Genomic DNA, 14,155 nt, shown 5'->3' with positions numbered 1-14,155 from the left:
GAAACTTAGAAATTTTCTACAATCAATATGGAAACCCAAAAATATACTCCAACAAACAAAGTAAGAATTGTAACAGCAGCGTCGTTATTCGACGGTCATGATGCAGCTATTAATATTATGCGTCGTGTGATTCAGGGAACAGGATGCGAAGTCATTCACCTTGGTCATGATAAATCTGCCGAAGAAGTTGTAAACACAGCTATTCAGGAAGATGCAAACGCAATTGCTTTAACATCTTATCAAGGCGGTCACAACGAATATTTCAAATATATCTATGACCTTTTAAGAGAGAAAAACTCCCCACAAATCAAAATTTTCGGTGGTGGTGGCGGTGTAATTCTGCCCGAGGAAATCGAAGACATTATGTCTTACGGAATCGACAGAATTTATTCTCCGGACGACGGTCGTGAGCTTGGTTTGCAGGGAATGATCGATGATTTGGTGAAAAGATCAGATTTCGCAACAGGAAAAGATGTAACGGCTGAAGATTTAGATTCAATTAGTTTTGAAAATTCTACAAGTATTGCTAAAATCATTTCTGCGGTTGAAAACTTCTCAGAAGAAAAACCTGATTTGGTAAAAGCCATTGATGAAAAATCAAAAGATTTAAATATTCCAATTATCGGGATCACAGGTACAGGTGGAGCCGGAAAATCTTCATTAACAGACGAATTGGTAAGACGTTTCTTACGTTCCAATATAGATAAAAAAATTGCGATCATCTCGATTGACCCTTCGAAAAAGAAAACCGGAGGTGCACTTTTGGGAGACAGAATTCGTATGAACGCGATCAATGATCCGAGAGTTTATATGCGTTCGATGGCGACAAGAGAAAACAACGTTTCCGTTTCTCCGTTCATTCATTCAGCTTTGAATGTATTGAAATTAGCTCATCCTGATGTTATCATTTTAGAAACTTCAGGAATTGGACAATCAGGATCGGAAGTATCAGATTTTGCAGATGTTTCAATGTATGTGATGACGCCTGAATATGGAGCTTCAACACAGTTGGAAAAAATCGACATGTTGGATTATGCGGATTTGGTTGCCTTAAATAAATCTGACAAACGTGGTGCTTTAGATGCACTTCAAGCCGTAAGAAAACAGTTCCAGAGAAACCATTTATTGTGGGAAAGTCCGTTGGATGATATGCCGGTTTATGCGACAAAAGCATCTCAGTTCAACGATCACGGAACAACTGATTTATACAATAGATTAATTGAAAAAGTTAACGAGAAATATCCAGATTTAAACTTACAAGGATTTGTTGAACAGGAAGTTTCTGAAGACATTACCATTATTCCTCCAAAAAGAGTTCGTTATTTATCGGAAATTGTAGAAAATAATAGAATTTACGATGCTAATGTTGAAAAACAAGCCGAATTAGCAAGAAAAATGTACCACATTGAAGGGGTGAAAAAATTCCTTTCTAATGAAACTTTAGATGCAGAATATCAAAAAGCAGAAAAAGACCTTCAACAGGAAAATATTGACTTTCTGAACAATTGGGATGATACGAAACAGGCTTTCAAAGCTGAGTTTTATTCTTATTTCGTTCGTGGAAAAGAAATCAAGGTTGAAACCTCAACAGAATCTTTATCACATTTAAAAATTCCAAAAATTTCTTTACCAAAATATACCGATTGGGGTGATTTGATCAAATGGAAAGGTCAGGAAAACCTTCCGGGAGGATTCCCTTATACAGCAGGAATTTATCCTTTCAAAAGAACAGGTGAAGACCCGACAAGGATGTTCGCCGGAGAAGGAGGACCAGAAAGAACCAACAGAAGATTCCATTACGTTTCTGCGGAAATGGATGCAAAACGTCTTTCAACAGCATTTGACTCTGTAACTTTATACGGTCAGGATCCAGCTTTACCTCCGGATATTTATGGTAAAATCGGAAATGCGGGAGTTTCTATCGCAACTTTGGATGATGCGAAAAAATTGTATTCAGGATTTGATTTGGTGAATGCAATGACTTCGGTTTCAATGACGATCAACGGACCTGCACCGATGTTGCTGGCTTTCTTTATGAATGCGGCAATTGACCAAAACGTTGAAAAATATATTGCTGAACACAAGCTTGAAGCAAATGTTGAAAAAGCTTTAAAAGCAAAATTTGACGATAAAGGTTTAGAAAGACCAAAATATAATGGAGAATTACCGCCTTCCAATAATGGTTTAGGTTTAAAATTATTAGGCTTAACGGGAGATGAAGTGATTCCTGCTGAAGCGTATGCTGAAATTAAAGCTAAAACCATAGCAACCGTTCGTGGTACCGTTCAGGCTGATATTTTAAAAGAAGATCAGGCTCAGAACACTTGTATTTTCTCTACCGAATTTGCCTTGAGATTAATGGGTGACGTTCAGGAATATTTTATCACAGAAAAAGTAAGAAACTTCTACTCTGTTTCGATTTCTGGTTATCACATTGCAGAAGCGGGTGCGAATCCGGTTTCTCAGTTGGCATTTACTTTAGCAAATGGTTTTACTTATGTTGAATATTATTTGTCAAGAGGAATGGACATCAATGATTTTGCACCGAACTTATCGTTCTTCTTCTCCAACGGTATCGACCCTGAATATTCAGTAATCGGACGTGTGGCAAGAAGAATCTGGGCAAAAGCAATGAAACTGAAATACGGAGCAGACGAAAGAAGCCAAATGTTAAAATATCACATTCAGACTTCAGGACGTTCGCTTCACGCTCAGGAAATTGATTTCAACGATATAAGAACGACACTTCAAGCATTGTATGCTATTTATGATAACTGTAATTCACTTCACACGAATGCTTATGACGAGGCGATTACAACTCCGACTGAGCAATCTGTAAGAAGAGCAATGGCGATTCAGTTGATTATTAATAAAGAATTAGGATTGGCGAAAAACGAAAATCCGCTTCAAGGTTCATTTATTATTGAAGAACTGACAGATTTGGTGGAAGAAGCTGTTTACGCAGAATTCGACAGAATTACAGAAAGAGGTGGTGTTTTAGGTGCAATGGAAACAATGTATCAACGTTCAAAAATCCAGGAAGAATCAATGCATTACGAATGGTTGAAACATACCGGAGAATATCCAATCATCGGAGTTAATACCTTCCTTGGAAAAGATGGTTCGCCAACGGTTCGTCCGGGAGAAGTCATCCGTTCGACTGAGGAAGAAAAGCAGGTTCAGATTGAAACGCTTCATAATTTCCAACAAGCTAATGAAGATAAATCTGAAGCAGCCTTAAAAACTTTGCAACACGCTGCCATCAATCAGCAGAATTTATTTAATGTCATGATGGATGCCGTGAAATATTGTTCGCTTGGGCAGATTACCAACGCTTTGTTTGAAGTGGGCGGTAAATATCGTAGAAATATGTAGGCACGTGTCGGGCAGACTGTTTTAACTGCTAACTGTTTTAAATATAAATCAAACCTCAAGGAAGTTTCTTTGAGGTTTTTTGTACTTTTACTTTAAGAAAAATATTAAAAATGAAAAGTTTTATCAGAATAATTTCAGCAATTTACTTAATGGGATCTGCTGTCTCGTGTAAATCTTATCCGATGGAGACTCCTCAAAAAAGCGATGTCGACAGAAATTCTGAAGAACTGCAAAAAAGACAAGCTGCGGAACGCGAAAAAACAGAGATTAGTAATCTAAATAATTTTGGAAAACCACCAAGCAAATAGCTTAATTTAAACTTTGTCACTACAGAAAACCTTCAAGAAATTTCTTTGATGTTTTTTCTTACTTTTACTCTCATAAATTTTCAAATGACAAAATATATTTTATTAGTGATGGGAATAATTTCCAGTGCACTATTGAATGCACAAGAGGCTGACAACAATCTTCAAGGTTATTTTATGACCCAATCTAAAGAATCTTTGTATTCTTATTTTGCTTTTGATGGCAATGGAAAAGTGGATATCGCAGGCTACGGAAAGGGTGATTATTTTGTAAAAGGCGATTCTGTGGTTGTATTTCCGGATAAGGATATTTTTATATTTAAAATTTCTAAAAATCGTTTGAGCGGGAATTCAAGTTGGGTAAAAAACACAAAATGGGATTTGAAGAAAGACAGTATTGCCGAAAACAACAGAAAAGATGATGCTTCAGCTAAAAAAAATGCGCAGCTTCTTTACGAGTATTACCGAAAAACCAGAGCTAAAAGCAATGATTTAGAAAAACTGTTTGATGAAAGCGCAATGGCAAATTATACCAAAACCATTGATGATTTATGCAACAGAGGTCTTGCAAAAGCCTGTATGGAGAAATTTGGATTAATGGTAATGGAAGATATTGGCGGAATGGGCGCAGTCTTGGCAAGCAAAACAAAAAAGCCAAAACAGAATCCTGAAATCATCAAATTGGGACAGAAAATCATCAGTATGGGCGAAGTGGAAGGCCATACAGCTTTAGGGAGTTATTATTATAGTTTAGGCGATAAAATAAAAGCTGAAAGAGAATGGCAAAAGGGCACTGACAAAGGAAGTACGAAGGCTGGATTAGCACAGTTCGAGGCGGAAATGTCTGAAGTTAAGTAAGCGAATTTTAATTTTAAATAAATTGAAAACCTTGAAGAAAATTTCTTTGAGGTTTTTTTGTATTTTAGATTTAAATAAAACCTTATGATCCGAACAATTCTATTTGTCTCATTTTTTTTAATGACACTTTTTGCATGTCAACAAAAAAACACCACTGTTTCTATAGAAACAAAAGAAAATTTTAGTGAATATATTCCACCCGTGAAATTAGACAGTCTATTGGATGAAAAATATTTATTAAACAAGTATTATGCATTAGAAAACAGACAGAAAGAATTTTCTTTCTATACCCCAATATCATCAGCTAAAACATATGAAAATTTTATTGATGAAAAAGGAAATCTAACATATCCTGACTATCCGGAACATATTCTATCTGAAATCTATTTTACTAAGGCAGGAAAATTAAGCTCATTTGAAAATGTAAAAGATGATAAAAAACTAACTGTGATTTACAACGATAAAAATCTCGTTCATTATTATATCAAGTATGAAAAAGATTCCTATTCAAAAGAAGACATAGAAAATATTACAGAATATAAATATGATGATAAAGGAAATATAGTAAGTACTTTTAATTATAAGAAAACAAAAACTGCACTAGATTTCTGGCATTATACGGAGTATAAATACCTTGTAGAGAATGGAAATGTTGTTGTATGGAAAAATCGCTTGGAAAAATTTGCGAGATATTATTTCAATCAAGAGAAAATTACTTTTGACAATAAAAAAAGAATTATCAAAAAAGAATCACTTACTCAAAATGTATTAGCAGGAGGTCGGGAGATAAAATCTGAAGAAAATTATTTTTATGAAAATCCCAATTTTCCAGAAAAAATCACAAAACAAACATCGATTGCAAAAACAGATAATAGTAGTAATTTAGAAACTTATGAATATGACAAAGATGGCAATCTTACTAATTACTCATATTCAGATAATCCCGCAACTACAATAATTGTGAATAATAACAAGTACATCTCTAAAAATAAAATTGAAAAAACTTCAGAATTCAAAACTCTTAAAGATTATAAAATAGGAAATGTAACAATGACTTCAGACGATCGCAACGAACATATAATTATTACTTATGATAATTTTGGCAACATTCTACAGGAGGAAAACATCAAAAACATATCCGAAAAAAAGTACATTAGCAATATCTACAAATTTGACGCTAAAAATAATTGGATCGAAAAACTTGTAAAAGAACACACTTATATACCAAAAGAATATCTTAATGAAGATATAAAAGAGGATGGATACACTAAATACAGACGTGAAATAAATTATTCTGATTTCAAAGAAAAAACCATGAATAATATTAATTATAAAGAAGCAGAAGTATTTAAAAAGAAAATTCTTGAGCAAGAAAAATTCTACGAAAAGTTTAGAGGTTTAAATTAATCTACAAGTATATATTGAAGCAAAAACCCGCCGAAATCTTCAGCGGGTTTTGTTTTACATCAATTTGGCTTTTATTTCTTATTAAAATCTCCGGCAAAAACTGAAGTCATTTTATCTTCACTGATGTATTTTTTCAAGACATCATTTACCTGATTGACTTTTAATGCCTTCACTTTTGTTTCTAAAGCGTCATAATCTTCTAAAGGAACCCCGTATTGCAATTGTTGATTGACCAATCCCATCAAAGCTCCGTCAGTACCTAAGTTGGTTTTTCGGGAAGTCAGCCACGAGTTTAAATTAGACTTAAATTCGTCTTCTGTAAAACCATCTTTCACTGCTTTATTTACTTCTTCTTTCAAAGCTTTGTTGACGTCATTTTTCTTTGTAGGATTAAAAAATGCATACCAACCCCAAGATGCTACATCATTACTCACAGGCACACTCATGTAAGAACCGGCACCATAGCTGATTCCTTCTTTTTCACGAAGTCTTGTAGGAATTCTTGATGTTAAGAAACCACCGCTTCCCAACATTTCGTTGGCAATAAGAAGTGCAGGATAATCGGGGCTTTTTGTATCCATAGTAAAGCTGATTTTCCCTACTGCAGCGCCGTTTTCTTTATCCGGAGTGATAAAGTCTTTATCTTGTTTTTTTGTTGCAAAAAGTTCCGGTTTTACATATCCATACTTAGATTTTGAATTCCATTTACCGAAAGTCTGATCAAGCAATGTTGAAGCAGTTTTGGTATCTAGATCGCCAATCATACTTCCTACTCCGTTATTACTTCCTAAAATTTTGTTGTAGAAATCAATAAGATCTTCTCTTTTTATTTTTTTATTATTATCAATCTGCTCTTGCGTAGAAGATGTATAATATATGCTTTCTTTAGGATAAGCTTCCGTCATTTTTTCTATTTCGGTAAAGGCAATTGACTGTGGGTCGTTCAATGAACTTTCCAGATACGTATTGTATTCGTTAACCGTTTTTGCCAATTCAGCTTCTGGGAAATTAGATTCAGTCAGAATTTCTTTCACTAATCCCATTACTTTTGGTAAATTTTCTTTGTAAGTACTGATGTTGACATAAAAAGTCTGCCCGCCGAATCCGAAATTCACATTAGATTTCCACTGATCAAGCATATCCTGGATTTGCTCTTTGGTATGCGATTTTGTTCCGGTTTTCAGAACCTGCGCCATCAGCGAACCGATATGCGATTTACCGCTTAAATCTTTCGCATTACTCACCGGAAATCTAAAGCTTCCCAATACTTTCCCGCCTTTGATCTCTTTTTTAATGACGCCATATTTCATCCCGTTGCTTAATTTACCTTCGGTAAGATTAGCTTTAAGGTTTTTTACGCTCGCTTCAAATGGTGCGACTTCTTTCTCAAGAGCTTTACCTTTGTAATCTTTCGTCAGCGAAGCAATTTGCTCATCAGAATATTCCAGATTTTTGACTCTCACCTCATCTTTAGTCGGGATGAAAACCCCTATTGTTCTGTTGTTATCTTTAAAATATTTATCTGAAACTCTCTGAACATCAGCCAACGTTAATTTCTCGATGTTATCACGATAGAGCATTGATAATTTATAATTTCCTGCACCTACAATTTCAGTTAAACTAATCGCTAGATTGATTGTATTGTTTTTGGTATTTTCAATCTGTTTCAGGATTTTGGCTTTCGCTCTTTCAACATCCTGGGCAGTATATTTGATTGTAGTTATTTTACTAAGCTCTGTTCTGAAATCATTTTGTACAGCTTTTACATCTTTATCAGCAGGCACTTCCAATCCGAAATACATAAAAGAGGCATCTCTTACAGTTGGCTGATAAGAATGTACAGACGCAGCTTTACGAGAATCAATCATCGCTTTATACAAATATCCTGACGGATCTGAAGTAAGAATCTCAGACAAAGCATCCAAAGCCGCATAATCTTTATCTGCGTAAGGCGCCGTATGATACAATGCGCCAACAATTTTACTTTCACCAGAACGTTTCAACTCTACAAAACGTTCACCATCTTGTGCCGGCTCTACCGTATAAGGCTGATCGAGCACTCTGGAAGGTTTCGGAATAACCGAAAAGTATTGCGAAACGTAATTAAGAGCCTGCTTTTCATCAAATTTTCCGGCAACAATCAATGTAGCATTATCCGGCTGATAAAATTTCTCATAAAACTTCCTCAAAGTTGGCGCTTTTACTCTCTCAATATCTTCTTTGCTTCCGATGGTACTGTTTCCGTAGTTGTGCCACAAATAAGCTGTTGAAACAATACGCTCCATCAAAACACCACCCGGATTGTTTTCGCCAATTTCAAATTCATTTCTTACAACAGAAAATTCTTTGTCGAGGTCAGTCTGCAGAATAGTTGCATTGATCATTCTGTCCGCTTCCATATCCAAAGCCCATTTTAGATTTTCATCACTCGATGGGAAAATTTCATAATAATTGGTTCTGTCATACCATGTTGTTCCGTTCGCATCACCACCTTTATCAGAAAGCTGTTTCTTTATATCACCCAATCTTTTAGTGCTTTTGAAAAGCATGTGCTCAAGCAAATGCGCCATCCCTTTTTCGCCGTATCCTTCATGTTTGGAACCAACATTATACACAATATTGACAATCATATTGCTTTGTGAACCATCAGGAATTAAAAGAACTTTCATCCCGTTATTCAACGTATATTCTTTAATGCCTTCTGTGTTGCTTACAAATTTTGGAGTTTCAGCTTTTTGGGAAAATACAGGATTGATGCTTCCTGTAAAAAAGAGAACAGCCGTACCTAATAAAAAGTTTTTCATATTATTATTTTAAGATTTTAAATTTATAAAATTTTTCAACGCCATGATTAGATATTTTACCTTTATATTTGATTTTGTAATAGTTATAAAATGACTTTAAAATATTTTAAACATCATTTCTTTCAACTCATCTTTAAATCTTAATATTGCTGAATGAAACCCAAAGCCATCTTCAACTGGAGCAGCGGAAAAGATTCTGCTCTTGCATTGTATAAAATTTTAAAAGAGAATCAATTTGCAATCACATCTCTCTTAACAAGCATCAATCAGGAGTTCCAAAGAATCTCGATGCATGGCGTTCCTGTTTCACTATTAGAAAAACAAGCTGAAAGTTTGGGTTTTCCTTTAATTAAAATGGAAATTCCCAAAGAACCATCGATGGAAGATTACCAGAAGATTATGTCTGAAACGATGACAAAAATTAAATCTCAAGGAGTCACCTACTCTGTTTTTGGAGATATTTTTCTGGAAGATCTGCGAACGTATCGAGAAGAACAATTACAATCTATCGGAATGAAAGCTGTTTTCCCTTTATGGAAGCAAAACACGAGTGACCTCATTCAGGAATTTTTAGATTTAGGTTTTAAAACGATTGTTACCTGCGTGAATGAGACTTATCTCGATAAAAGTTTTGCTGGAAGAATAATTGATGAAGATTTCATTAAAGATTTGCCTGAAAATGTGGATACATGTGGAGAGAACGGAGAGTTTCATACTTTCACTTTTGACGGTCCTGTTTTTAAAAATCCTATTGCATTTGAAATTGGAGAAACGGTAAAAAAGACTTATCCGAAACCAAAGTCTGATGAAACCAGTGAGGAAGGAGAATATGTTTTTTGGTTTTGCGATTTGATTTCTAAATAATTTCTATTTTTATGTTAATCATATTTTTCATATTTTTAGGAAAACAATCTTAAATGCTGAAAAAATCACTCTTCCTCTCCTCTCTTTTTATCTTTTTAATTTCCTGTCAAAAACCAGAAACGCCAAAACCCGTTGATAAAAAAGCAATCGCAGATTCTGCGGTGGCAATTTTTCAGAACAAACTGTATCAAAATCAAATTGATTCCGTTTTTTCAAAATATAATTTTAATGGAAGTGTCGCAGTTTTTAAAGATTCAACCGAAATCTTTAGAAAAAATAATGGTTTTGCTGATTTTAAGAATAAAAAAGTTATCGACAATCAGACGATTTTTGCCATCGGATCTGTGAGCAAACAGTTTGCGGCCGTTTTAATTTTGTTGAAAATGGAAGAAGGAAAATTGAGTTTGGAGGATAAAGTTTCAAAATATCTAAAAGAATTTCACTCCAATGGATATGAGAACATTACCATTTCTCAACTTCTTAATCATACTTCTGGGCTGAATAATTTTGGCGAAAAATTAATGTTCAAAAGCGGAATCGGTTTTAATTATTCTAATGATGGCTTTAATGCTTTAGGAAAAATCATTGAAGAAGTTTCGGGAAAATCTTATGATGAAAATGCGATGGATTTATTTGAAAAAGTGGGTATGAAACATTCTTCTACCGGAAATCTATTTCAAGGTGAAAATTTTGCCTCTGCTTATTTGGGGAATGGAAAAAAATTTGAAATCATCGGGAATATGCCCAAAAGATTAGGCGGAAAAGAAATTGGTATTGCGGCAGGCGGAATTTTATCTACGATTGACGATTTGCATTTGTGGAATAATGCTCTCTACTCCGGAAAAATAATACAGCCGGAAACTTTAAAGAAATTTTTAAACAAAAGTGCCGAGAGACAACATGCCATTTTCGGGAAAATGGGTTACGGCTACGGAATTATGATGAACATCGGAAATCCAACTGCTTACTTTCACAGTGGTTATGTAAAAGGTTCGCCTTCACTCAACATTTATTATCCTGCAACAAAAACTTCGGTCATCATTCTTTCAAACATTGCCGATGAAGAAAAAGGGAAAAGCTCAACTTTCAAACCTCATCGTGAGATTAAAAACTTCACCGATATGATGGAAAGTATTTCTCACCAATAAAATTCATCACTAGCTTACGGAGTTTTGATAAAATTCTGAATTTTCAATAATGCTTTTTTGTGTTCAAGAAAATTGATAACTGAAAAAACTACTAATGTCTGCAATAAAATAGGAACAATCAACATAATGAGAAATGGAGCAATACTACTATTTCCTTCTTTTAAAAATAAATACGTGTACGCTTTGCCATTAGCGTTTACCGCCTGAATCATAGTTGAAACACTAACAATCATCAGTCCCAGATTCTGTTGATACATTGAATAAAATACTTTCCCTTTATACTTAAAATCTGCTTTTATATACTTCCAAATTTTGTAATTGCTTAGTATCAAGAAAACAGGTACAATAATGAAAAAAGCATTCTGAATTTTAAAAAACAACTTGAAAGTTTCTTCATTTGGAGAAATATAAATGAGTGCAAGGTTCAATAGAAAAGAAATAAAAGCTATTATCAAAGCCTTTCTGATGATTCTTCGATAATTCGCCTTTACAATTTTTTTGAAAATTGCAGGAATATGCTCAAGAGAAAAAGCAGAATATGTTGTCATTTTAAATTCGTCTTCCCAAGCTATTTTAGTCTTAAAAAACGCCTGTTCAAAACTCAGATTTTCATGAATCTGAATGTCCAAAATCTGCGAAATCATGTGATCACGAACTTCCAGTAAAATATCCAATGGAAGCTTGTTCAGAATCAGATAATCGTCTATTTGCTTTTCTTCTGCTGAGGTAATCATATATTGAAAATGGTATTTAGATTAAACAGATAAGTTTTCATTTCTGCTTCTTGGGCGGCTTGTTGTTTTTTTCCTTTCTCTGTTAAAAGATAGTATTTTCTGTCTCGTCCGTTAATTTTCTGAATCTCGGAAGTGATGAGACCATCGCCTTCCAATTTGTGTAACAATGGATATAAAGCACCTTCGGTCATCTCCAACTCGCCTTCTGTAAGCTCTTTCGCACGCTGCGTCATTTGGTAACCATACATTTTCACCTCTTTTGAAAGTAATTTCAAAATGATATTTTGTAAAGTTCCTTTGTAAAGACTGTTCTTTTTCAATTCTCAATTTTATACATAACAAATCTATATATAATTTTCTTATGTATTAAATTTTTATATCTAATTTTTAAAAAGTTTATTTTTATGGTATGAAAAAAATGTATTTCATAGCCATCTATCCACCACAGGAAATCATTGATGAGGTGAAGATTTTCAAGGAAGATTTAGCTTTAAATTATAATAATTCTAAAGCTTTGAAAAATGATGCACACATCACATTATTTCCACCTTTTGAGAGAGAATTAGCTTTGGAGAATGATATCCACGAAGCTTTTCAAAAGATTGACACCAATGTTTCCCCTTTCGAAATTACACTGAATGGTTTTGGCAGTTTTCCGAACCCTAAAAATCCGGTTTTGTACGTACAACCTGAAGAAAATGATGATTTGAAAGATTTGCATTTAAAAGTAAAAGAAAGATTTAGTTTTAAAAATTATTCATTCCATCCTCATGTAACAGTCGGATTTCGTGATTTAACATTCGAAAACTATCTTAAGGCTTGGGAAATTTATAAAGAAAAAGAATTTAAAACTAAATTCATCGTTGAAAAAATCATACTCCTTCGTCATGACGGAAAATGGATTTCGATTGCAGAAAAGAAACTTGAAAAACCATAAAAAACCGACCTGAAAAAGTCGGTTGAATTAAAAAATGTGTGATAATTTATTCTTTGATCATCTTCTGAGAAATGATCATATTTTTATTCTCTGTAGCCGTCACCGTATAGACGCCCGCAGGAACATTTTTGATATCAACATAAACAGTTGCGGCATCTTTCAATTCAAATTTTACAGAAACTAACTTTCCTGATGCATCAAAAAGATGGATGTTTACATCTTTCGAGAAATTTGATTTTCCTTTAATGAAAAATTCATCTTTTGCAGGATTAGGATAAATGCTGAATCTTCGCTCTTCCGCTTTAATTTCTGATGTTCCTAAAGTACTCTTATTTAAAGTCCACGAAACATTCGTAAAATGCACTGTACTGTGGTTATCTGTTTTCACCAACGCCGTATTATCAGTTACTGAAAACAGCAATGTATTATTTCCATTATTTAGCTGACCAGGAGTAACAGTCAGCGTGTTTGCTGTCGAGGCAAGTACAGTTCCGTTTAACGTCCATTTGTTGACCAAAGTATTCGGTATCGGAAGAATTTCGTTGACGGTGAAAGTGACATTAGCATTAGCATCTACAGAACTACTGTTTGCAGGAGTGTAAGAATCAACAGGAGATACCAATCCGTGAATTTTCTCAATAATTCCCTCTTTACAAACCGAGCAGAATTGCTGATTGAGAGATCTCATCTCACAACTTTGATGTGGTCTGTACCAATTCGGGCTTTCTGCATGTGAATAAACTCCAACATTATTAATACCTATCCAATTTTTCCATTTGATTGTTGTTGGACTGGAAGTTTGGGTTTTATTTGCTGCCTCACCAGAGCCAGAAAACCAATACTCGTCGGCTAATTTACCAAATGAATGACCTAACTCGTGCACAACAATTTCGTTTGCAGAAGCATTGAGCGAAGCAAAAGCATAAGTTCCTCCACAACCACCATATTCTGTAGTATTTCCTAAAATATAAGCTATATCAAAATCCGGAAGATTGGCAGCTAAAGTCTGTGTAACTTTTGTAGCATTTCCATAATAACATCTGTGTACTCCGTTATCAAAAGTAGAACTGAAATAATTATTCGGATTAGAAACCGGAAAAATAGGCTCAGTGACATCTGTAGCTGTTCCCGGATGTTTTACACCAGATTCTGCAGAAATTACATTAATTGCATAAGCATTAAAATAATTTTTGTATTCTGTGTAAGGACTTTTTGTGAATAAATAATTAATCGTTGCCTGAGCAGAACTGACAAAAGCAGTCTGCTGCGTCGCAGTAAAACCATCTCCTAATACTGCGATATTGATGCGTTTGTCATTGGTCCCATTTTGAAGTAACGGTGAAGTAGTAAATGTCTGAGATAAGCAAAAGGAGCTACCCATCAACAGGAAGAATATATATTTTTTCATGATTAAAAGTTTTGGGTGAAGAGTACTTGTTTTTTAGAATTATTAATTCTTTCAATTTTGACAGATTTAATTTCATCAGAATAAGGAAATCTAAAACTGAATTCACTTTCCTGCAACGACATTTTGTGTCTTTCTATCGTATCCCCATAACTTTCAAATTCAGGATTTAACGGATCTTCTACAGACTGTTTTATAAGCTCATTCCCTTGTGCATCAGATAAAGTAATTACAAAATCATTCTGCAAAGCCTCTCTATCACCAAAAGTCGGTATTGATTTTAATTTTCCTTTTACAATTTTCTTGTCATACAAAGAA

At 34.2% G+C, this 14,155-nt stretch carries 12 protein-coding genes; 7 read left to right on the top strand and 5 right to left on the bottom strand.

Annotated features, from left to right (window positions below):
• The first annotated feature begins 27 nt into the window (after nucleotides 1-27).
• The 4 genes from EAG08_RS13315 to EAG08_RS13300 all read left to right on the top strand — a co-directional run bounded on the left by EAG08_RS13315 (nucleotide 28) and on the right by EAG08_RS13300 (nucleotide 5,945).
• A complete protein-coding gene (locus EAG08_RS13315; protein WP_129535864.1) occupies nucleotides 28-3,375 on the top strand; it encodes a methylmalonyl-CoA mutase family protein in 3,348 nt (1,115 codons plus the stop codon).
• 110 nt (nucleotides 3,376-3,485) lie between these two features.
• Complete coding sequence (locus EAG08_RS13310) at nucleotides 3,486-3,683, top strand: hypothetical protein (RefSeq protein WP_129535863.1); 198 nt, start codon at nucleotides 3,486-3,488, stop codon at nucleotides 3,681-3,683.
• An 84-nt stretch (nucleotides 3,684-3,767) separates the two neighbouring features.
• A complete protein-coding gene (locus tag EAG08_RS13305) occupies nucleotides 3,768-4,538 on the top strand; it encodes a hypothetical protein (RefSeq protein ID WP_129535862.1) in 771 nt (256 codons plus the stop codon).
• 120 nt (nucleotides 4,539-4,658) lie between these two features.
• The gene (locus EAG08_RS13300) at nucleotides 4,659-5,945 is read left to right on the top strand and encodes a hypothetical protein (protein WP_129535861.1); all 1,287 of its coding nucleotides are present in this window, start codon (nucleotides 4,659-4,661) and stop codon (nucleotides 5,943-5,945) included.
• Nucleotides 5,946-6,016: 71 nt separating this feature from the next.
• Here the strand turns inward: EAG08_RS13300 and EAG08_RS13295 are convergent, their stop codons facing one another.
• Nucleotides 6,017-8,749: a M16 family metallopeptidase gene (locus tag EAG08_RS13295; RefSeq protein ID WP_129535860.1), complete on the bottom strand. Its 2,733-nt coding sequence runs from the start codon at nucleotides 8,747-8,749 to the stop codon at nucleotides 6,017-6,019.
• A 153-nt stretch (nucleotides 8,750-8,902) separates the two neighbouring features.
• Here EAG08_RS13295 and EAG08_RS13290 point away from each other — a divergent pair, with 153 nt between their 5' ends.
• Both EAG08_RS13290 and EAG08_RS13285 read left to right on the top strand, forming a co-directional pair.
• Nucleotides 8,903-9,613, top strand: a complete 711-nt coding sequence (locus EAG08_RS13290; RefSeq protein ID WP_129535859.1) for a diphthine--ammonia ligase — start codon at nucleotides 8,903-8,905, stop codon at nucleotides 9,611-9,613.
• A gap of 53 nt (nucleotides 9,614-9,666) precedes the next feature.
• Nucleotides 9,667-10,761, top strand: a complete 1,095-nt coding sequence (locus tag EAG08_RS13285) for a serine hydrolase domain-containing protein (protein ID WP_129535858.1) — start codon at nucleotides 9,667-9,669, stop codon at nucleotides 10,759-10,761.
• Between the two features lie 14 nt (nucleotides 10,762-10,775).
• Here the strand turns inward: EAG08_RS13285 and EAG08_RS13280 are convergent, their stop codons facing one another.
• Entirely contained in the window at nucleotides 10,776-11,495 is a 720-nt protein-coding gene (locus EAG08_RS13280) for a hypothetical protein (protein ID WP_129535857.1), read from the bottom strand.
• Complete coding sequence (locus tag EAG08_RS13275) at nucleotides 11,492-11,815, bottom strand: PadR family transcriptional regulator (protein ID WP_047445167.1); 324 nt, start codon at nucleotides 11,813-11,815, stop codon at nucleotides 11,492-11,494. Before EAG08_RS13275 ends, EAG08_RS13280 begins: the two co-directional genes overlap by 4 nt.
• 98 nt (nucleotides 11,816-11,913) lie before the next feature.
• On the opposite strand from EAG08_RS13275, the gene EAG08_RS13270 reads away from it, so the two are divergent.
• Nucleotides 11,914-12,432 (top strand): 2'-5' RNA ligase family protein, encoded by a 519-nt coding sequence (locus EAG08_RS13270; RefSeq protein WP_228446571.1) that lies wholly within the window; start codon nucleotides 11,914-11,916, stop codon nucleotides 12,430-12,432.
• A gap of 46 nt (nucleotides 12,433-12,478) precedes the next feature.
• Here EAG08_RS13270 and EAG08_RS13265 read toward each other — a convergent pair whose 3' ends face one another.
• Complete coding sequence (locus tag EAG08_RS13265; protein ID WP_129535855.1) at nucleotides 12,479-13,840, bottom strand: M64 family metallopeptidase; 1,362 nt, start codon at nucleotides 13,838-13,840, stop codon at nucleotides 12,479-12,481.
• Nucleotides 13,841-13,842: 2 nt separating this feature from the next.
• Nucleotides 13,843-14,151 (bottom strand): hypothetical protein, encoded by a 309-nt coding sequence (locus EAG08_RS13260; protein WP_129535854.1) that lies wholly within the window; start codon nucleotides 14,149-14,151, stop codon nucleotides 13,843-13,845.
• Between the last annotated feature and the right edge of the window lie 4 nt (nucleotides 14,152-14,155).

Source organism: Chryseobacterium sp. 3008163, from assembly GCF_003669035.1.
GTDB lineage: Bacteria > Bacteroidota > Bacteroidia > Flavobacteriales > Weeksellaceae > Chryseobacterium.
The sequence above is the reverse complement of the archived record's forward strand: the minus strand, read 5'-3'. Positions and strand labels throughout refer to the sequence as shown.